Source organism: Microbacterium sp. HD4P20 (genome assembly GCF_019449275.2).
Classification (GTDB): domain Bacteria; phylum Actinomycetota; class Actinomycetes; order Actinomycetales; family Microbacteriaceae; genus Microbacterium.
The window spans coordinates 173,169-193,333 of the sequence record NZ_JAHZQZ020000010.1 but is presented as its reverse complement, the minus strand read 5'-3'; the positions used below and the strand labels follow the sequence as shown (position 1 = coordinate 193,333).

Below are 20,165 nucleotides of genomic sequence, written 5' to 3'. Positions count from 1 at the left end.
GGTTTCACGCCGAGCATGCCGGTTTCACGCCGAGCATGCCGGTTTCACACCGACCATGCCGGTTTCACACCGACCATGCCGGTTTCACGCCGACCATGTCGACATGGTCGCGGCGAAACCCACATGGTCGGCGCGGGAAGGAGGCGTCAGGGAAGGGGTGGGGAAGCGACCAGCTCGACCTTGAAGCGGTCGGCATTCTCGAGGAAAGCGGCGTAGTGCTCGTCGCCGCCCGCCCACGGATGCCTGTCGGTGTATAGCTGTGTCCATCCGTGCCCGGTCGCTGCAGCCCAGAGCCGATCGACATCCGCCTCGGAGCCCGCGTGGAAGGCGAGATGGCTCAGTCCCGGGCCCCGACGATCATGCGAGCCGGGGCGCGGGGCCCGTGCGATCACGATGTACGCCTCGCCGTTGCGCCAGCTCCGGCCACCTTCCCACTCCTGGTAAGGGAGATACCCGAGTTCGCCGAGCAGCCAGTCCCAGTGCGGGATCGCGCGCGCAAGGTCGGCCGTCTGCAGCTCGACATGATGGATGGCTCCGAAGCGGTGCATCCGTCCATCTTCGTCGTGCATCGTGATCCTCCCGCATCCCGTGTCAGCGGAGTGAGTTCATCGCGGACAGCAGCGACGCGTGAGTCTCGGCATCCGCGGCGGCGATCAAGCCGTGCTCACCGGTATGCAGCTCGTCGCCGGCGAGGTTGGTGACGCGCACCCCGGCGGCACGGCACAGCGCGATCCCGGCGGTCCAGTGCACGCTCCCGCGAAGGTCCCCGCCGGTGATGTAGCCGGCCTGCTGTCCCGTCGCGACCCACGCGAGCGCCAGCGTGGTCGACAGGCAGCGGGGGCCGAACTCTGCCCGAAACGGTTCGTGCGACAGCAGTCGGATGCCGATATCAGCCGGGTAGGAGGCATCGAGGTCGATGCTCACCAGGCGGGACGACGGACTCGGCACCAGCGGCCGGTCGGCGGGCTTGTCAACGCTGCGGCGCCATGCTCCCGCACCGTCGGTCCAGAAGACGTCTCCGGCGGCCGGGTCCGCGACTGCAGCCGTCGTGGCGAGCCCGTCCTCCTCGAGCGCGACATTGACCCCGAACAGCGGCACGCCCGCCGCGAAGTTGAGAGTCCCGCAGAGGGGATCGACCAGCCATCGCCGGGACGACAGGCCCACCGCGCCGAGTTCCTCACCGACCACGCCGTCGTCGGGGCGCGACTCTGCCAGCACATCACGGATGGCGCGTTCCGCCTCGATGTCGACATCCGTCGCGAAGTCGAGGCCTTGCTTCGCGATGCGGCGCGTCTCGGCGCCGAATCGCGAGCGCACGACCGCCGCTCCAGCCAGGGCCGCCCGCACGGCGACCTCCACATCAGACACACCGAGATCGACCACCGCGAACTGGATCCTTCGTTCGATGGGCCGAACCCGCCACCGTTACGACCGTGCCCAGATCGATCTTCGCAGAGAGGGCCCTCGTGTACCGATGGCGGAGGCACGACGCCGAGCATGTGCGTTTTGCGCCGAGCATGTTGGTTTCACGCCGAGCATGTCGACATGGTCGCGGAGAAACCGACATGGTCGCGGAGAAACCGACATGGTCGCGGAGAAACCGACATGGTCGCGGCGGCCTAGCACACAGGATCGCGGAACCGCACCCCCTGGAGCCCAGCGCTGCCGCCTGAGACATTGGCGTCATGCGCGTCCTCGTCGATGACTCCCTCTCGCTCCTCGCCCACGGCTACGACGTCGGCGCGCGAATCTGGCGACGCGCTCGCGACGGCGCACGCTCTGCCCCCATGCGATTGCTGGGCAAGGACGCCATGCTGGTGCGCGGTGTCGAGGGCGTCGATCTCTTCTACGACGAAGAGCTCATCGCCCGCCACGGCGCCATGCCGGCTCTCGTGCAAGAGACGCTGTTCGGCCATGGCTCGGTGCACAGTCTCGACGGCGACGAACACCGTCATCGCAAAGCGACGTTCGTCGATGTCGCCTACGACGATGCGCAGGCCCAGCGCTTCTCGCCCCTGCTCGAGAACGAGTGGCGGCTCGAGCTCGATGAGTGGGTCAGGGGCGGCGCCCGGACGGCGTACGACGCCGCGGTCGGCGCCTTCGGGCGGGCGGTCATGAGGTGGGCGGGGCTTCCCGGCACCCGCGCGGCGCAGACGCGCTGGGCCTCGCGGCTCGCCCAGATCGTCGACGGGTTCGGCGCTCCCTATTCGCCGGCCTTCGTCCTGGCGCAACTGAACCGCATCTGGTCGGACCGGCACACCGAACGTCTCATCGAAGCCGTGCGCGCAGGCTCGCTCATCGCTCCCGCGGGCACCGCTCTCGCGGCGTGGGCCTGGCACCGCGACCGCGAAGGCGCCCTGCTACCCGCACGCGTGGCCGGGGTCGAACTGCAGAACAGCATGCGGCCGATGATCGCGGTGGCCCGCTTCGTGGCCTTCGCCGCGAAGGAGCTTCACGACCGCCCCGAGTGGCGAGAGCGCATCGCCGCCGAGGCGGCCGAGCGCGATTCGCTGGTGGGCGGGGCCCTTGCCACGATGTTCGCGCAAGAGATCCGGCGCACCGCTCCCTTCGTTCCGATGCTGCCCGGATGGGCGACGGCCGATATCGAACTGGACGGGCAGCGGATGGATGCCGGGGGGCGAGTGCTCCTCGACATCCTGGGCACCGACACCGATGGGCGGTCGTGGGAGCGCCCGGACGAGTTCGATCCGGAGCGCTTCCGCGGCGTGGACGACTACGAGGCGCTTCGGGCATTCATCCCGCACGGCGGAGCCGGCGTTGCGACAGGGCACCGCTGCCCCGGAGAGAAGCTCGCGATCGCCGGGCTTGCCGCGGCCATCTCGGCGCTGAGCGACCCGCGCGTGACGATCCTCGACTCGGGTCTCGAGGTGAACCGGCGGCGTCTGCCCACGATGCCCCGCTCGGGCGGCCGCGTCCGAGCGACGGGTGCGCCCTCGCGCTGCCCCATCCACTGAATACTGCGGCCATCGCTTGCCGCAGGGCCACCAGACCGTCAGGAGCCCTCGCGCTCCAGCACGGTGCGAACGAAGGCGGGCACCACATCGGTCGCGACCTTCGCCGCGTGCTGCTCGGCGCGCGTGAGCGCCGCCTCGACGTCCGCGCGAGTGCCACGCCGCTCGGCGAGGTTGAGCGCGGCGAGCCCGGCCGCACCCATGCTGCTCGCCGCCTCGAGCCACGGCCGCAGCGAACGCACCGGCTCGCGCCGGCCGTCGACCTCGCCCAGGGCGACGAGCTCTTCGAGCCGAGCGCGCAGGTCCGAGCTGTCCCCGCCGGCGAGAACTGCATCCACAGCGTCCGCTAGCGCCGGATCCATCGGCGCCGACGGCGGCCACGACGACAGCGTCCGCACGAGCGGCGCCAGGGCCGCGGCATCCGTTCCCGCCACGATGCGCAGCGCGGCCCGGGCTGCACGTTGCGGGTCGTACGCGGCGGGGTTCCAGGCCCAGTCCGCGAAGGCGGCCATGCCGAAGCAGCCGGGCGCGAACTCCACCATCGGGTTGGTCCACGCGCCGCGCAGCGCCGAGCCGTCGAGGTCACCGGTGCGCCCGAGGAGAGGCCCGAGGAACGCGCGACCGCGGTCGAAGTCGTTGACCGGGAAGTTGTCCCACAGCAGCAGCCGATCGCCGAAGACCTCGCCGGCCGCATCGATGTCGGCGCGCGTGATCTCGCCCACCACGATGTCGCGGCCCGTCCACCACACGTAGGTGTCGTCGGGAAGCCCGGCCGCGAACGCCGTGCGGTAGTCGGAGGCACGGGTCCCCGCGTAGTCGGTCGCCACGACGAGCAGTTCCGCATCCGCGCGCCGGGGACGCAGCACGTCGGCCAGGAACCGGCTCGCGGTCAGTGCGTGCGCGGTGCCGATCCCGGCTCCGTCGTCGCCGAATCGCTCGCGATCGAGGTCGTTGGTCGGCGTCATCGGCACGTCGTCGAAGAGCAGGGCGATCGACGGGATGCCGGCATCCAGCAGCTGCGTCGCCTTGGCCGCGAGCAGCTCGTGCTCGGCGTCGTCGGCGAAGACCATCGATCCGGCGGGGTGCAGCGCCACCACGACGTCCACGCCGTTGGCCGCACCCTCACGCGCGAGCTCGACGAGCCGTGCCAGCGCATCGGGCGGATACAGGTCGCGCCACCGCTCGCGATGCCACGGGTCGTCCTTGGGCGCGTAGACGTAGGAGTTGAGCTTCACACGCCCGGCGAAGTGCAGGGCCGAGAGCCTCTCGTCGTGCGACCACGGCTCGCCGTAGAAGCCCTCGATGATGCCGCGCCACCGCAGCGCGGGGGCGTCTTCGATGCGGATGCCCGGAACCCGGCCGCCGTTCGCATCTGCGAGCTCCTCGAGCGTCGCGCTGGCGTGCCGAAGACCGCGCACGTCGGATGCCTCCACCACCGCCCGACCGCCGGACACCTCCAGCCGATAGGCCTCGGGGGGAAGCCCCGCCACCGTGGTCTCGCTCACCACCAGGTCGGCCAGCGGCCACGCCCCTGGACGAGTTTCGCCGCGCTGCGGCCTCGGAATGAAGGGCATCTGATCGGGAATCGGGTGCGCAATCGCGTCGACTTCGAGCACCTGGGAACGTTATCACATAGACTGTCGGCATGACCTCGTTCCCCTCGCTGACGAGTGACGATGACCGACGGACGGTCCGAGGTGCCGGCTATTCGCTGTCGTGGCGCACCGGCTCCTCGGGACTCGTGCGTTCTCCCTACCTCGAGTTAGCCGCCGCCGACGGCTCCCGCTGGATGCGCCTCTGTGCGCTGTCGAGCGTGCACACCGGTCAGGGGCGCGACGAGAGTATGAGCCTTTCCGAGCCCGACGTGCGCACCGAAGCGGACGCGGTGGTCATCACCATCCGCACCGCCTCGCCCGTGTGGCGCGAACGCGCGCTCGAGCTGCGCTGCACGCGCGACTCGGTGGAGGTGACGCTCGAGGCCCGCGGCACCGGCGTCCTCACCGATGTCACCATCCTCGGCGGCGACGGCGTCGTGCCCACCGGCGCCAGCGGCACCTTCCGCTCCGGCTTCGATGCGCAGTCGCTCTACGTGCCCAGCCCGACCGAGCCGGTCGCCTTCGTGCGTCCGGTGTGGTCGGCGGCGTCGCTCGGCGTCGTCGGCGACGCCGACCCCGGACGCCTGAACGGCATCTTCTCGCCACCGCCCCTCGCGCTCGCGTTCGGCCGCGACCCCGCGACGGATGCGTTCTCGCCTGGCGCCGGCCCGTGGCTGGCGACGTGGCTGCGCGCCCCGGTCGAGGAGCTGCGGTTCACCACGATGCGCTTCGACCCCGTCGACGGCGGCGGCCTGCTGCGCTTGGCGTACGAGGGGCACACGCCCGTCGACGGCACGTGGCGCTCGCCGACCGTGGTCATCCGGCCCGTCGACTCGCCCGCCGAGGCCTTGCGCGCGCATCGCGACGACCTCGTGGCTAGCGGGCACGCCCCGCAGGCCGGTCCCGAGATCCACCCTTGGTGGCTCGAGCCCATCTTCTGCGGCTGGGGTGCGCAGGTCGCCCAGGGCGGCAAGAACGGCTGGGCGCCCGACCTCTGCCGCCAGGAGATCTACGACGGCTTCCTCGACACCCTGGCCGCAGCATCCCTCGATCCCGGCACCATCGTGATCGACGACCGCTGGCAGGCCCAGTACGGCACGGCCGAGACCGACACCGAGGCGTGGCCCGACATGCGCGGATGGATCGACGGCCAGCACGACACCGGCAGACGAGTGCTGCTGTGGTGGAAGGCGTGGGATCCTGCCGGCCTCCCGCTCGAGGAGTGCATCACGGATGCCGCGGGCCGGCCGATCGCGGCCGATCCGGGCAGCCCCGCCTACCTCGCGCGCCTGGACGCCATCGTCGAGCGACTGCTCTCGCCCGAGGGGCTGGACGCCGACGGGTTCAAGGTCGACTTCACCCAGCGCGCGCCCAGCGGGACGATGCTCCGGCCTGCGCCCGGAAGCGACGGCGTGTGGGGCGTCGCGGCGCTGCACCGACTGGTCGGGCGCATCCACGCCGCAGCCAAGCGGATCAAGCCCGACGCGCTCGTCATCACGCACACGGTGCACCCGTCGTTCGGCGACGTGTCGGACATGATCCGCACCAACGACGTGCTCGAGCATGACGTCACCGGGACGCCCGTCTCGGTGGCCGCGCAGTTGCGAGCTCGATACGAGATCGTCGCCGCGGCCTTGCCGGGTCACCCGGTCGACACCGACCAGTGGCCCATGCCCAGCCGGGACGAATGGCTCGACTACGCGCACGCACAGGTGGGGCTGGGGGTGCCCGCGCTGTACTACCTGGACCGCGTGAGCGACGACGAATCGATCGATCCCGAGCACCTCGCGATGATCGGCCGGACGTGGGCGAAGTACCGAGAGAGCCTCGCATGACGACGGCGACGACGGCGACGGCGATCGCCCGCGGCGTGTGGCGGATCTCCGACACGTGCCACGTGTACCTGCTCGTCGACCCCGACGCTCCGGCGGGCGAGCGGGATGCCGTGGCCATCGACTTCGGGTCGGGTCTGGCACTGGATCACCTCGAGGATCTCGGCATCCGTCGCATCACCGATGTGCTGATGACCCACCATCACCGCGATCAGGGGCAGGGGCTGCCGCGCGCCGTCGCGCACGGCGCCCGGATCCATGTGCCGCCGGTCGAGCGCGAACTGTTCGACCGCGTCGAGGAGATGTGGCAGAGCCGCCAGCTCGACAACGACTACAACGTGCGCCAGGACCGGTTCTCGCTGCTCGAGTCGGTGCCGGTGCACGCGACCGTGCCGGAGTACCGCGAGCTTGAGGTGGGCGGAGTGCGGCTGCTGGTACTGCCGACGCCGGGGCACACCATCGGATCGGTGACGTACCTGCTCGATCGCGACGGCGAGCGCCTGGCGTTCACCGGCGACCTCATCTATGCGCCCGGCAAGGTGTGGTCGCTGGCGGCGACCCAGTGGTCCTACACGCAGACGGAGGGGCCCGCCATGACGGTGCTCAGCGCGCTGCTGCTGCACCGCTACCGGCTGTCGATGATCGCGCCGTCGCACGGCGAGATCATGCACGACCCCGATCAGGCGCTCGAGCTGCTCGCCCGGGTGATGCAGGAGTACGTCGACTCACGGCGGTCGTACCCGTGGGAGCTGCGCGCGCGGCTCGAGGACCCCTTCGTCGCGCTGACACCCCATCTGCTGCTCAATCGCACCGCCATGTCGTGCTCGTACGTCGTGCTGTCCGAGACGGGCGAGGCACTCATGATCGACTACGGCTATGACATGACCACCGGGCTCGTGCTCGGCCAGGAGCGCGCCGCACGCCGGCCGTGGCTCGCTTCGCTGCCCGCGCTGCGCGAGCTGTACGGGGTCACGCGCATCTCGGTGGCCCTGCCCACGCACTACCACGACGACCACATCGCCGGGATGCCGCTGCTGCGCGACGTCGAGGGCACCGAGTTGTGGATCCCCGAGAACGTGGCGCCGACGATGGCTGATCCGTGGCTCGAGGACCTGCCGTGCCAGTGGTACGACCCCATCGTCGCCGACCGCGTGCTGCCGCTCGGCGAACCGTTCACCTGGAACGAGTACACCTTCACGGCGCACGAGCAGCCGGGCCACACCCTGTACGCGGTGGCCTACGAGCTCGAGATCGACGGCGTCACGGTGGTGTTCACCGGCGACCAGCAGGAGGGGCTGGGAGGACGCGACGGCCGCCGAGACATCATGAACTACCAGTACCGCAACCTCTTCCGCCTCGGCGACTACGTGCAGAGCGCGGCGCTGTACCGGCGCATCGGGCCGGGCCTCATGGCGAGCGGACACTGGGATCCTCGCTGGGTCGACGAGGAGTATCTGGAGTACCTGACCCGGTCCGCCCGCTTCGTCGACGACATCCATCAGCGCCTGCTGCCGCTCGACGACCTGTCGATCGGTCCAGACGGACAGGCCGCACGCCTGCTGCCCTATCGCCGCCGAGCGCGCGTGGGCGAGTCTCTGGATTACACGGTGCGTGTCAGCAATCCGCTGCCCGCCACCGCCCTCGCGCGGCTGACTCCGGTCCTGCCGGTAGGCTGGCGCTCGTCCGTCCCCGAGCTGACGCTCGAGCTCGGACCCGGCGAGGAGTCCACCGTGCAGTTGACCGTGACCCCTGCGTCCCCGGGGCGCAGGCAGCGACTTGCGGTCGACGTCGCCATCGGCGACCTGCGCCTGGGCCAGCACGCCGAGGCGCTGGTCGACGTGGAGGAGTGAACCGCGTGAACGAGACACCGCGACGAGAGCCCGTCGTCCGTCCGACGATCCGAGAGGTCGCCGACGCGGCGGGGGTGTCGCGGTCGACGGCGTCGCGTGCGCTCTCGGGCAACGGCTACGCCGCCCCCGAGGTGCGCGACCGCGTGCGGGCGGCGGCGAAGGAGATCGGCTACGTCGTGGACGTGACCGCGCGCAGCCTCAAGCAGCGCACGAGCCGCTCCGTCGGTGTGCTCGTGTCGGACCTGCGCAACGTGTTCTACGCCGAACTGGCATCAGGCATCGGCGAGGAGGCGCGCGCACACGGACGCACACTGGTGATGGTCGATCTGCGCGGCGAAGAGTCCGACGAGCTGGAAGCGGCCGAGACACTCGTCGGGTCGCGCGTGTCGGGTGTCATCGCGACACCCGTGTCGCGCGAGCTCAGCGCATTCCTCACCCGCGTGGGCGTACCGCTCATCGAGGTGGACCGCCGCTTCGACGCCGAAGACACCGACGCGGTCGTCGTCGACAACCGTGCCGCCGCGCGCGACACCACGACGCGCCTGCTCGCCGCGGGGCACGAGCGCATCGCACTGCTCATCGACGAGACCGAGTGGACGACCGGCGAGGAGCGCCAGCGCGGCTACCTCGACGCGCTGGCCGCGCGTAAGGTCCGCGTCGACGAGTCGCTCATCGTGCAGGCCGGCTGGGACGCCGAAGAGGCGATGGCCGCGGCGCAGGGCATCCTCTCCCGCCCCGACCGGCCCACGGCGGTGTTCGCCGCCAACAACGTGCTGACCGAGGGCACGTGGCGGGCGGCATCCGCTCTCGGCCTCCGCATTCCCGAGGACGTGAGCCTGGCCGGCTTCGACGATGCGCCGTGGATGACCATGGTGCAGCCGGGGGTGTCGACGAGGAGGCAGGATGCCGGAGCCCTCGGCGCGACCGCGATGCGCGCGCTTCTCGAGCGCATCGACGCCCCGCAGGCGCCGGTGCGCACGATCGTGATGCCGACGCAGTTCGTCGACCGCGGGTCGATCGCGCCGCCTCCCGCGCGCTGAGCCCCCCGCCCGGTGTTCGTTCGCCACATATGTACGCCGAATCGCCCGTTTCACGTACATATGTGGCGAACGAACCGGAAGGGGGACGGCGGTGCGCCGCGGGGGCGGGGGCGGGGCGTTAAGGGGCGAGCGCGGCGGTGCGACGCACGAACGCGCGGTGGAGGAACGCGCGCCGGCGCTGCGATGCGCGAGCGCGCCGCTCGACATCCGCGGGATCGACCATCGCCAGCAGCTGCGCTCGGAGGCGGGTCAGGGTCTCGGCGTGCTCGCGCGCGCCGGCCAGATCGTGCCGCTCCCCCGGGTCGGCGCCCAGGTCGTAGAGGTGCTCCTGGTGTCCGTGCACGAGCACGTACTTGAGCGAGCCGTGCCGCAGCAGGAAGCACGGGGCGTGCACGCCCTCGCCGTGATACTCCGCGACGACCGGATGCCGCGGCGCATCACCTCCGGCCAGCGCCGGTGCCAGATCCACGCCGTCGAGGTCGACCGGAAGCGGAGCACCCACGAACGACGCGAGCGTGGGCAAGAGGTCGACGAGACTCACCGGGGTGGCGGGACTCGTCCCGCGGGCGATCCCGGGCCCGCTCACGATGAGCGGAACCCGCACCGAGCGCTCGTAGAGGGTGCGCTTCTGCAGCATCCCGCGGTCTGCCAGCATGTCGCCGTGATCGCTGACGAACACCACCACCGTGTTCTCGGGTCGCGGAAGCGCCGCCAGCAGAGCGCCGACGCGACGGTCGAGCTCGTGGAGCATCGCGTACACGGTCGCGTACATCCAGCGCAGGTTGCCGGGCTGCATCAGGCGGTCCTGCACCTCGGGCACGTAGTGGAAGTCGTCGAGCCAGCGGTCCATCACGCCCGCCGGCGGCACGATCTCAGGGCTGAGCCTCGGCATCGCCCCGTCGAAGCGCGCGACGAGCTCATCGGCCGCCCAGAACGGGTTGTGCGGAGCGTGATACGAGACGACCGCGAGGAACGGTGCGTCATGCTGGCGTGAGAGGTACGCGAGCGCCTCGTCGTGGATGCGGTCGTCGCGCTCGTCATGCAGCTCACGCCGGAACCGCTCGCGGTAGACCGCCGCTGACTCGGCCGCGAGATAGGACTCGCCCATCATCTGCGGGCTGTTCGGGTTGCCGCCGCTCGGCGTGTTCCAGTCGTACGCGAGCGCGTACAGGCGAGGGTCATGGCCCTTGCTGTAGTCGGTGTCGAGCGCGAGACGCTCATCGAAGCCGTGATGCTGATCGTGCCCGATGAAGTGCATCTTGCCGACGATCGCGGTGCGATACCCGAGCGCGCCGAACGCGTGGGCGATGGTGGGATGCTCCGCCGAGAACTCGCCGGCATTGTCGAAGCAGTCCAGCCGGCTCGCCAGCCGCCCGGTCATCATCGACGCGCGCGACGGGGTGCACAGCGGGGCGTTGCACGACGCATCGAACCGCACGCCCCGGCCTGCGAGCGCGTCGATGTGCGGCGTCGCGCCGTTCGGATCGCCGTACGTGCCCACGAGATCTGGGGGAAGCGAGTCGCACTGGATCACCAGCACGTCGGGGCATCCGGCGGGGGTCGGCATGGTCTGCTCCTTCGATCGGTCGTCGGCAGTGGCGTGGCACGCGTCGGTGTTGATACTATGTGGGAACGATGTCACATCGTGGTCACACCGTGTGGTCACATATGTGATCACTTGGCTGATCACATCGTGATCGTGACCACAACGTGTGAGAGAACGACGCCGCGCAGGCCGGAGGAACCCATGGCAACGAAGCACCCCGTGCTCGCGCTCGACATCGGCGGGACGAAGCTCGCTGTCGCGATGGTCACACCCGACGGGCGCACGCACGGGTTCCTCTCCGAGCCCACCGACAAGCACCGCGGCCCCGAGGCCGTCATCGGCCACCTCTTCGACATGGGAGCCCGCAGCATCGCCGCCGCCGGAATCGGCGCACCGCACGCCGTGGGAATCAGCTGCGGCGGTCCGCTCGACGCCACCGCCGGCATCCTCACCAGTCCCCTGCATCTGCCGGGATGGATCAACGTACCCATCGTCTCGATGGCCTCGGAGGTGTTCGGCGTGCCGGCCGTCGTCGAGAACGACGCGACGGCCGCCGTGCTCGGCGAACACCGCTTCGGCGCGGCCCGTGGCGCCGAGATCGCGCTCTACCTGACCCTCTCGACCGGCGTGGGCGGCGGCTCGATCATCGACGGGCGGCTGCACCGCGGGGCGGCCGGCAACGGCGGCGAGTTCGGCCACCTGATGGTGCGACCCGGCGGCCGACGGTGCGAATGCGGCCGGAACGGATGCCTCGAGGCCTATGCCTCGGGCACGAACATCGCCGTGCGCGCCCACGAGCTGCTTGCCACGAGCGACCGCCCGTCGGCGCTGCGCGAAGTCCCGCTGGTGCGTGCCGAGCACGTCTCGGCCGCGGCCGCCGCGGGGGATCCCGTCGCCGCCGAGGTCTGGAACGAGACGACCGACCTGCTCGGCCAGGCCGTCACCGACCTCGTCAACCTCTTCGAGCCCCACGTCGTCGTGCTCGGCGGCGGCGTCACGCGCTCGGGCTCGATCCTGCTCGACCCGGTGCGCGACACCGTGCGCGACACCGCAATGCCGCCCGCCGCCGCTCGCGCCCTCGTCACCCTCGCCGGACTGGGCGACGCCGTGTGCGTCGTCGGCGCCGGCGCACTCGCCCTCGACCTCGTGGAGGCCGCCCGTGTCTGACTGGCTCGAAGATCAGCTCGACGCGCACATCCACACCGCGCAGCAGGCCAAGCCGCTCCTGGACGACGTCCGCGCCGTCGGGACCGCCCTGATCGACGCCTTCGCGCGCGGCGGCACCCTGTACACCCTCGGCAACGGCGGCAGCGCTGCCGACGCGCAGCACTTCACCGGCGAGGTGATCGGCCACTACAAGCGCGACCGGCGCCCGCTGCCCGCGGTCACCCTCACGACCGACGCCACGGTCTCGACATGCATCGCGAACGACTACGCCTTCGAGGAGGTGTTCTCGCGTCAGGTCGAGGCGCTGGCGAAGCCGGGCGACGTGGTCGCGGCATTCACGACCAGCGGGCGCTCGGCGAACGTCGTCAACGCGCTGTCGGCCGCGCGCGCCAACGGTGCGACGACGCTGCTGTTCGCGGGCGGCGACGGCGGACCGTCGCTCGCACTGGCCGATCACGCCTTCCTCGCGCCGTCGAGCGAGACCCCCCGCATCCAGGAACTGCACACCTTCCTTCTGCACGCGCTGTCGGAGATCCTGGATGCCTGGGCAGCGGGAGAGGAGCCGGCATGACCGACCGAGCCCGCGTGAACAACAGCGCCCCGATCGCGAACGCCCCGTCGGGGAAGCAGCCCCGCGATATGGCTCCCGCTCCGCGACCCACCGCGACACCCGACCGCACACTCCACATGATCGGCAACGCCCACCTCGACCCGGTGTGGCTCTGGCCGTGGCAGGAGGGGTACCAAGAGGCTCGGGCCACGTTCGCCAGCGCCCTGGACCGCATGGACGAGTACGCCGACTTCGTGTTCACGTGCGACCAGATCGTGCTGCTGTCATGGGTCGAGGAGCAGGATCCCGAGATGTTCGCGCGCATCCAGGAGCGCGTCGCCGAAGGCCGATGGGTCAACGTCGGCGGCTGGTGGGTCGAGCCCGACTGCAACATGCCGATGGGCGAGTCGTTCGCACGGCAGGGCCTGTACGGGCAGCGCTACCTGCAGTCCCGCTTCGGCAGGATCGCGACGGTCGGCATGAACGTCGACCCGTTCGGACACACCGCCTCGCTGCCCCAGATCCTGCAGGGGCAGCGCATGGACTCGTACTGCTTCCTGCGCCCCGGCCCGCACGAGGGCGACCTCGACGACACCCTGTTCAATTGGGAATCCGCCGACGGATCGCGTGTGCTCGCCTACCGCATCCCCTTCGAATACGGCAGCCCTCCCGGCGACGTCTCGGGGCAGACCGAGAAGTCGCTCGGCCAGCTCGACCGGGCACTGGGCGAGATGATGGTGTTCTACGGCGTCGGCAACCACGGCGGCGGGCCGACGAAGGCGAACATCGAGTCGATCCATCGCTATGACCGCATGGGAAGCTTCGGAAGGATGACGATGTCGTCTCCGCGCGCGTACTTCGACGAGATGCTCTCGCGTGGAGAGGGGTTCCTCGACGCGCTGACGGTGCGCCGCGACGACCTGCAGCACCACGCGCCGGGGTGTTACTCGTCGCACTCGGGCATCAAGGCATGGCAGCGGCGCGCGCAGTACGCCGCACTTTCCGCGGAGCGGTGGGCCATGATCGATGTCGCCCTCACTGGGAGCGAGTACCCGCGCGACGACCTCGAGCGGGCGTGGAAGCAGATCCTCTTCAACCAGTTCCACGACATCCTGCCCGGCTCCGCGATCGAGCCGTCGTACGACGACGCGCGCGACCAGCTCGGCGAGGCGGTGGCGATCTCCAAGCGCATCATCACGCGCGCACACAACCGCATCGCCCGCCGCATCGACATTCCCATGGATGAGGCCACGCAGCCGGTCGTCGTCTTCAACCCGCACCCGTGGCCGGTGTCGGTCGACGTCGACATGCAGTATGGCGCGCAGCGCAACGGCGTGCGCATCGTCGACCACGAGGGGCAGCCCGTCCTCTCGCAGGCCACCCAGTCCACCGCGACCACCGGCGACCTGAGCCGCGGAGCCGTGACGTTCCGCGCCGACGTGCCCGCACTGGGATACGCGCTGTACCGGATGCTGCCGGGCCCGGCCCTGCCCGCCGACACCGGGCTTTCGGTGGCCCGGGACGGCACCGTCATCGAGAACGCCCACGTGCGGCTCGAGCTCGACCCGCAGACCGGCGACGTGGTGTCGCTGCTCGACAAGGCCAGCGGCGTGGATCCGCTCGCCGGCACGCGGGGGCAGCCGCGCACCGCGGTGTGCGACGACCCGACCGACACGTGGGGACACCGCGTCATCTCTTACGCATGGCCCGGCGCCGCGATGACCCTCGATCGCATCGTCGTGCGCGAGACCGGCCCGCTGCGCTCCCGCGTGCGGGTGGAGAAGTCGTGGGGCGCCAGCACGCTCGTCGAAGAGTACCTCCTCGCGCATGACGCCGCGGCGGTGCGGGTCGACGTGACCATCGACTGGCGCGAGAAGGCGCACCTGCTCAAGCTCCGCTTCCCCGTCGGCCTCGAGGATCCCTCGGCGACCTACGAGATCCCGTACGGCACGATCCAGCGCCCGGTCGACGGCGCCGAAGAGCCGGCGCAGTCCTGGGTGGATCTCACCGGCACCGTAGACGGCGCCGCCGCCGGGCTCACGGTCATCGCCACCACCAAGCACGGCTGGGATGTCTCGCCCGCAGGCTCGGCGGGCGGCGAGACTCCCAGCATCGGCATCACCGCGGTGCGCAGCCCCGTGTACTCGTGGCACGATCCGCGCCTGCTCGACCCCGAGGGCGTGTACTCGTTCCAGGATCAGGGCATCCAGCGCTTCAGCCTCGAGCTGGTCCCCCACGCCGGCGACTGGCGCACCGCGCAGCCGACGCGTCGCGCCGCGGTGCTCGGCGCGCCGGTGCGCGCACAGCTCGAGTCGTTCCACGACGGCGACCTGCCGCCGCGGCGCAGCTTCGCCGACGACGGCGCGGGCGCGGTCATGGTGACGGCGGTCAAGGGCAGCGATGACGTGCCGGCCATCGGCCCGGCCGACCTCATCGTGCGCGCGGTCGAGACGCGCGGCGAGCCGGCGACGGCGCACATCGACGTGCCGCTGGCAGGTCGCGCGATCGACGCCGACTTCCGGCCGCACCAGGTCCGCACGTTCCGCGTGCCGCTCGAGCCCGACGGCGACATCGTCGAGGTCGATCTGCTCGAATGGCCGCTCGGAGAGCAGCCCGCGTGAGCATGACGCCACCGGCTGAGCCGATCGGCACGAAGCCGACCGCGCCGACCGCGCCGACCGCGCCGACGGTCACGATCCTCGACGCAGAACCCGCGGACTTCCACGTCGCCGTCTTCGCCGACGGCGACGTGCACCGCGTGATGGTGCGCTTCGACGGCGAGAGCCCGGTCGAGGCCGCCGTCCGCGTCACCGTGCAGGCCGGCGACGCCGACGACCCGTGGTGGCTCATCCCGGGCCTGTTCTACGGCGAGAACCGGCCGGCGACCAACGACCGGCTCTATCCGCGCTTCGAGGCCGGCGCCCGCGCCCCCGAGCAGCACGCCGCGTTCGTGAGCGACGAATGGCATTTCCGCTCGGATCGGGCGGCCACGCCAGTCGCGTTCGTGTGGCCGTCACCGGGAGCGGCGGGCCTCGCCCTGTCGGTCGAGCCCGTCACCGCTCTCGGGCTCACTGGTCTCGGCTTCGCGCTCCGGGACGGCGCTGCCGAGCTGAGCGCCACGTTCCCGGCAAGGGAGTTCCCCGTCACCTACTACGGCGACAGCCGGCCTCGCCCAGCCGAGGTGCTCCGTCACCGCTTCGACCCCGGCGATGCGGTCGAGCTCTCGGTGCACGTGCACGTGCTCGGCCCGGACCGCCACGACTACGCCCCGGTGCTGCGGGCTCTGCACGCGGCATCCGTCTCTTCCGCACCGTTGCGCCCGTGGGTCGATGTGCCGACGGCCGCCGCCCTCAGCGCCGAGGGTCTCCTGCGCTGGCACTACGACCCCGACCCGGGAGTGCTGCTCGAGACCGTCGGTTTCGACCGCGAGGTCTCGGGGCGCGACGGCACCTCCGTCGATCGTCAGGCGATGCACGTGGGCTGGGTCTCGGGCATCCCGTGGGCCTACGCCATGCTGCGCCACGCGGAGCGGACGGATGCCCCGGCCCTTCGTGACGCCGCGCTCGACGTGATCGACTTCTGCACCGCCGAGCTGTCGCCGAGCGGCACGCTGTGGGGCGTGTGGTACCGCGAGAGGGGATGGACGCAGAGCTGGACGACCCACCGCCGTGGACTGCACAGCCGGACGCTGGGCGAGGCGACGCAGTTCCTCGTGCGCGCCATTGCCCTCGCCGATCGCCCGCAGTGGCGCGACGCCGCGCGATCGAACCTCGACGTCGTCGTGGCCCGCCAGCGCGACGACGGCAACCTCGGCAGCATCCACCATGCTGAGACCGGCGAGGTGCTGTCGTGGAGCGGCTCGGCGGGGCTGGCGTGGGTGGGCGCGCTGGTCGAGGCCGCGGCGTGGGATGGGCGCTATCTCGACGCCGCCGCGCGGGCCGGCCGTTACTACGCCCGGTTCGTGCACGACGAGTACCTGCACGGCGCCCCCGAGGACGTCGACCTCGCCGTCACCAGCGAAGACGGCTACGTCGCGCTGATGGCCTACGTGGCGCTGCACCGCGCGACCGGCGACCGCGAATGGCTCGACCTGGGACGGCGGGCGGCCGATTTCGCGCTGACGTTCCGCTACACCTACGACGTGGAGTTCGCGCCGAGCACGATGCTCGGGATGTACGACTTCGGCACTCGCGGCGCGGATCAGGCCTCGGCATCCAACCAGCACCTCCACGCGTACGGGCTGGTCTGCACGCGCGAACTGCTCGAGCTGGCCGACGCCGCGGCAGACCCGCACTACCGCGAGCGCGCACTCGAGACCCTCGCCTGCTTCAGGCAGTTCGTCGCCCGGTTCGACGGCGACTTCAACGCCTACCGCGGAATGGTGACCGAACGGTACTACCAGACCGAGTGCTTCCAGCCGAAGGGGATGCTGCTCACCCTCTCGCACGCCTGGAGCGCCGGCGTGCTGCTGCTCGGCTGCGAAGACGCCCTCGCTGCCCGCGCCGGCTGAGCCGCGGCATCCGTCCCTGCCCGCCCACCTGCGGTCGCCATGCCGCGAGACGGTCAGGCGCCCCGCTTGCACAGCGCCGACGGGGAAGCAAGCCCCTCGGGACGAGCAAGCGGCGGGGCGAACATGGCTTCTCGCGCAATCGCGACGCCAAGCGCATGGAGGTGGGATGGACGTCATTCTCGTTCCCGGACTGTGGATGGGCGCGTCGTCGTGGCACGACGTGGCGACCGCCCTGACCGCGGCGGGGCACACGCCGCACGCCCTCACTCTGCGCGGCCTCGATTCGCGCACCGCCGACCGCAGCGGAACGATGCTCGCCGACCACGTCGCCGAGATCGTGGCCGCGATCGATCGCTGCGCCGGCAAGGTCGTGCTGGTCGGCCAGGCGCAGGCGTGCGGGCTTGTGCACGCGGCGCTGAATCGTCGCGTGGACCGTGTCGCCGCCGCGGTGCACGTCGGCGGGCTCCCCAGCGCTCACGGCACGCACGTCCTCAGCGGATTCACGTTGGACGCGCGCGGAACCCCGACGAACACGGCGGGCTACCGCGCGGTCGACGCGAGCCTTTCGGGATGGCATGACCGCGTTCGCGAAGACGCCGACCACGTGCTGGATCAGGTGCAGAAGCTGACCGACGAGCGCCGGCACGCGGTTCCCGTCACGGTGGTCGCCACGGAGTTCACCGCCGACGACGTGCGCCGGTGGATGGCCGCGAACATCGACCCCGCGCGCGAGCTGGCGCTTCTGCACGACGTGACGCTGGTCGACATGCCCGCGGGCCGCTGGCCGCAGATCGAGCGGGCGGATGACCTGGCGCGCATCATCGTCCAGGCGGCATCCGTTGCGGATGCCGCGTCCCCGAGCGCGCACTCCGCTCCGCTCGTCCCGGGCAACTGAGCCCTGACCGGGCGCGCCACGGCTCAGACGGCGGCGGACCTCTCGACGGCGCGCACCGGGGCGACCGAGCCCGTCGTCGCGGACTCGTAGGCCGCGAGGATCACGCCGAGCACGTCGATGCCCTCGACGTGCGTCTGGATCGGCCGGCGCCCTTCCAGGATGCACTCGGCGAAATGCGCCACCTCAGCCGCGAACTCGTGCACCGGCTCGAACGTCGCCGTGACGGGCTCCTGGCCGCGCACGCGCGAGATGAGCGTGGTGCCGTCGGAGCTGAGCGATCCGTTCTCTCCGACGAGCGAGAACTTCTCGGTGCCGACCGCCGGCTCGTACGCCCAGCTCGTGGTGACATGGCCGACCACTCCATTGTCGTAGCGCACCAGCACCTGGGCGGAGTCCTCGCCCTCCATGAACTCCAGCCGATGGCGCGAGAGCATCGCGGCGACCTCGACGGGCGTGCCGCCTGCGAAGTGCTGCAGCAGATAGAGCGGGTGATACCCGGTGTCGATCAGCTCGCCGCCTCCCGCGGTGGCCGCCTGCGCACGCCATCCCATGCTCTCGACGGTGAAGTCGTTGAAGAAGCTGTACGTCGTCCGCACCTCGAAGACACGTCCGAGGGCACCGCTCTCGACGAGCTCCTTCGCGGCGGCGACCGCCGGCTGGAAGAGCTGGTTGTGCGCGCACATCACCGTCACGCCGTTGCGCTCGACCGCGGCGGCGATCGCCTCGGCCTCGTCGAGCGTGAGGCACAGCGGCTTCTCGCACAGGACATGCAGTCCGGCATCCGCGGCCGCGATCACGGCCTCGGCGTGCAGGTGATGCGGCAGGCAGATGTCGACGGCGTCCAGCCCGCCCGCCGCGATCATCTCGCGGTAGTCGGCGTAGATCCGCACGCCTTCATCGTCGCCGCGCCGCTTCTCGGCGCTCTCGCGCACCGGATCGGCGATCGCGGCGAACTCGACCGTGTCGGGATTGCGACGGAAGCCTGCCACATGCGCACCGGCGATGCCGCCCGCTCCGATGAGTCCGATCCGCACCTTGCGGGCTTCGCTGACCGTCATGACCGTCCCTCTGTGTCGGTGTGTGCTTCGGTGTCTGGGTCGATGTCTGTGTCTGGGTCGATGTCTGTGTCTGGGTCGATGTCGACCGCCGCGCCGGTCACGGCGGCGGTGTTCGCGGCGACGACGAACCGCGTGAGGTCGATCGCCGCCTTCAGGTTGTGCGTGGTGTCGGCGCCGTTACTAATCGCGTCGATCCACAGGTCGAACGGCGACGTGGCCGCGTCGGGGAGCGGCACCGGCGTCCAGTCGTCGCCGAGCTCTCCGCCCTTGCCGATCAGCTCCTCGCGGCCGAAGCCGTACAGCAGCGAACCCTTGGTGCCGCGCACCTCGAACGCGAAGGCGCCCGGGGTCGTCACGAAGCTCGCCTCGGCGACGCCGATCCCACCGTCGGCGTACCGGGCGACCACCACGGCGTTGTCCTCGACGGCGCGCCCGGTGACGCGACCGTAGACGGCCGTCACCTGCGCGGGGCGGGGTCCGAGGAACCGCTGCACGAGGTAGGCGGGGTGGCAGCCGAGGTCGGCGAACGCGCCGCCGACCGCCGCGACCGGGTCGGCGAAGCGCTCGGGAAGCCAGCCGCCGAGCCAGCCGTCGTGCGCCATGCGCACGCGGGCGTACGTGATCTCGCCGAGGGCTCCGGCGTCGATGAGACCGGATGCCGCGACGATCTCACGCTCCGACAGCCGGGGCAGCGACACCGCGAGCGCGACGCCGGCGTCGCGGGCGGCGGTGGCGAGCGCCTCGGACTCAGCGACGGTGGGCGCCAGGAGCTTCTCGGTGAAGACGTGCTTGCCGGCTTGAATGGCGCGGGTGATGACCTCGGTGTGGTCGGCGGTGGCCGTGGTCACGGTGATGGCGTCGACATCCTGCCGCGCGAGCAGTTCGTCCAGCGATGCGGCGGCGGGGATGCCGAGATCCGCGGTGCCTTCGTCGGCCAGCGCCGGGTCGGCATCCCAGCCCGCGACCACCTTCGTGGCCGGATGCTCGGTCGCGCTGCGCGCGTAGTCCGGCGCATGGACATGCCAGAATCCGGCGATCCCCACGCCGATGACGTCGTCTGTCACGCTGTGCACTCCTCTGTGTGTGGCGTTGCTCGGCCGACGTGTGGCAACGTTACCAGATGCTTCTCGCCCGTCGCGAGAGCCGCAAG

General features: G+C 71.0%; 15 protein-coding genes. 9 read left to right on the top strand and 6 right to left on the bottom strand.

The window, feature by feature from the left end:
* Nucleotides 1–146: 146 nt before the first annotated feature.
* Entirely contained in the window at nucleotides 147–569 is a 423-nt protein-coding gene (locus K0817_RS03085; protein ID WP_253735144.1) for a VOC family protein, read from the bottom strand.
* A 22-nt stretch (nucleotides 570–591) separates the two neighbouring features.
* Nucleotides 592–1,383, bottom strand: coding sequence for an inositol monophosphatase family protein (locus K0817_RS03080; RefSeq protein WP_253735143.1), 792 nt, complete (start codon nucleotides 1,381–1,383; stop codon nucleotides 592–594).
* A 302-nt stretch (nucleotides 1,384–1,685) separates the two neighbouring features.
* On the opposite strand from K0817_RS03080, the gene K0817_RS03075 reads away from it, so the two are divergent.
* A complete protein-coding gene (locus K0817_RS03075; RefSeq protein ID WP_219979888.1) occupies nucleotides 1,686–2,975 on the top strand; it encodes a cytochrome P450 in 1,290 nt (429 codons plus the stop codon).
* A 38-nt stretch (nucleotides 2,976–3,013) separates the two neighbouring features.
* On the opposite strand, the gene K0817_RS03070 is transcribed toward K0817_RS03075, so the two are convergent.
* Entirely contained in the window at nucleotides 3,014–4,588 is a 1,575-nt protein-coding gene (locus tag K0817_RS03070; protein ID WP_219979887.1) for a protein O-GlcNAcase, read from the bottom strand.
* Nucleotides 4,589–4,617: 29 nt separating this feature from the next.
* Here K0817_RS03070 and K0817_RS03065 point away from each other — a divergent pair, with 29 nt between their 5' ends.
* From K0817_RS03065 to K0817_RS03055, 3 genes are read left to right on the top strand one after another with little or no spacing between them, the layout of a single operon-like run.
* A complete protein-coding gene (locus K0817_RS03065) occupies nucleotides 4,618–6,402 on the top strand; it encodes a hypothetical protein (RefSeq protein WP_219979886.1) in 1,785 nt (594 codons plus the stop codon).
* Nucleotides 6,399–8,249: an MBL fold metallo-hydrolase gene (locus K0817_RS03060; RefSeq protein ID WP_219979885.1), complete on the top strand. Its 1,851-nt coding sequence runs from the start codon at nucleotides 6,399–6,401 to the stop codon at nucleotides 8,247–8,249. The genes K0817_RS03065 and K0817_RS03060 overlap by 4 nt, the downstream gene beginning before the upstream one ends.
* Before the next feature lie 5 nt (nucleotides 8,250–8,254).
* Entirely contained in the window at nucleotides 8,255–9,289 is a 1,035-nt protein-coding gene (locus K0817_RS03055) for a LacI family DNA-binding transcriptional regulator (protein WP_219979884.1), read from the top strand.
* Nucleotides 9,290–9,407: 118 nt separating this feature from the next.
* Here K0817_RS03055 and K0817_RS03050 read toward each other — a convergent pair whose 3' ends face one another.
* A complete protein-coding gene (locus K0817_RS03050; protein WP_219979883.1) occupies nucleotides 9,408–10,856 on the bottom strand; it encodes a sulfatase-like hydrolase/transferase in 1,449 nt (482 codons plus the stop codon).
* 180 nt (nucleotides 10,857–11,036) lie between these two features.
* Here K0817_RS03050 and K0817_RS03045 point away from each other — a divergent pair, with 180 nt between their 5' ends.
* The 5 genes from K0817_RS03045 to K0817_RS03025 all read left to right on the top strand — a co-directional run bounded on the left by K0817_RS03045 (nucleotide 11,037) and on the right by K0817_RS03025 (nucleotide 17,957).
* On the top strand, nucleotides 11,037–12,002 hold the full coding sequence (locus tag K0817_RS03045; protein WP_219979882.1) for an ROK family protein: 966 nt from the start codon (nucleotides 11,037–11,039) through the stop codon (nucleotides 12,000–12,002).
* Nucleotides 11,995–12,573, top strand: a complete 579-nt coding sequence (locus tag K0817_RS03040) for an SIS domain-containing protein (RefSeq protein WP_219979881.1) — start codon at nucleotides 11,995–11,997, stop codon at nucleotides 12,571–12,573. Before K0817_RS03045 ends, K0817_RS03040 begins: the two co-directional genes overlap by 8 nt.
* Entirely contained in the window at nucleotides 12,570–15,173 is a 2,604-nt protein-coding gene (locus K0817_RS03035; RefSeq protein ID WP_253735142.1) for an alpha-mannosidase, read from the top strand. The genes K0817_RS03040 and K0817_RS03035 overlap by 4 nt, the downstream gene beginning before the upstream one ends.
* A 2-nt stretch (nucleotides 15,174–15,175) precedes the next feature.
* Nucleotides 15,176–17,062: a hypothetical protein gene (locus tag K0817_RS03030; RefSeq protein ID WP_219979911.1), complete on the top strand. Its 1,887-nt coding sequence runs from the start codon at nucleotides 15,176–15,178 to the stop codon at nucleotides 17,060–17,062.
* 166 nt (nucleotides 17,063–17,228) lie between these two features.
* Nucleotides 17,229–17,957 carry an alpha/beta fold hydrolase gene (locus K0817_RS03025; protein ID WP_219979880.1) on the top strand — a complete coding sequence of 243 codons (729 nt, stop codon included), beginning with the start codon at nucleotides 17,229–17,231 and terminating at the stop codon, nucleotides 17,955–17,957.
* Between the two features lie 23 nt (nucleotides 17,958–17,980).
* On the opposite strand, the gene K0817_RS03020 is transcribed toward K0817_RS03025, so the two are convergent.
* On the bottom strand, nucleotides 17,981–19,015 hold the full coding sequence (locus K0817_RS03020; RefSeq protein ID WP_219979879.1) for a Gfo/Idh/MocA family protein: 1,035 nt from the start codon (nucleotides 19,013–19,015) through the stop codon (nucleotides 17,981–17,983).
* Nucleotides 19,012–20,079 (bottom strand): Gfo/Idh/MocA family protein, encoded by a 1,068-nt coding sequence (locus K0817_RS03015; RefSeq protein WP_219979878.1) that lies wholly within the window; start codon nucleotides 20,077–20,079, stop codon nucleotides 19,012–19,014. Before K0817_RS03015 ends, K0817_RS03020 begins: the two co-directional genes overlap by 4 nt.
* Between the last annotated feature and the right edge of the window lie 86 nt (nucleotides 20,080–20,165).

Coding starts and splice junctions, on each gene's coding strand:
- K0817_RS03085 (WP_253735144.1), bottom strand. CDS start 569: ATGCACGACGAAGATGGACGGATGCACCGCTTCGGAGCCATCCATCAT.
- K0817_RS03075 (WP_219979888.1), top strand. CDS start 1,686: ATGCGCGTCCTCGTCGATGACTCCCTCTCGCTCCTCGCCCACGGCTAC.
- K0817_RS03065 (WP_219979886.1), top strand. CDS start 4,618: ATGACCTCGTTCCCCTCGCTGACGAGTGACGATGACCGACGGACGGTC.
- K0817_RS03060 (WP_219979885.1), top strand. CDS start 6,399: ATGACGACGGCGACGACGGCGACGGCGATCGCCCGCGGCGTGTGGCGG.
- K0817_RS03050 (WP_219979883.1), bottom strand. CDS start 10,856: ATGCCGACCCCCGCCGGATGCCCCGACGTGCTGGTGATCCAGTGCGAC.
- K0817_RS03045 (WP_219979882.1), top strand. CDS start 11,037: ATGGCAACGAAGCACCCCGTGCTCGCGCTCGACATCGGCGGGACGAAG.
- K0817_RS03035 (WP_253735142.1), top strand. CDS start 12,570: ATGACCGACCGAGCCCGCGTGAACAACAGCGCCCCGATCGCGAACGCC.
- K0817_RS03030 (WP_219979911.1), top strand. CDS start 15,176: ATGACGCCACCGGCTGAGCCGATCGGCACGAAGCCGACCGCGCCGACC.
- K0817_RS03025 (WP_219979880.1), top strand. CDS start 17,229: ATGGACGTCATTCTCGTTCCCGGACTGTGGATGGGCGCGTCGTCGTGG.
- K0817_RS03020 (WP_219979879.1), bottom strand. CDS start 19,015: ATGACGGTCAGCGAAGCCCGCAAGGTGCGGATCGGACTCATCGGAGCG.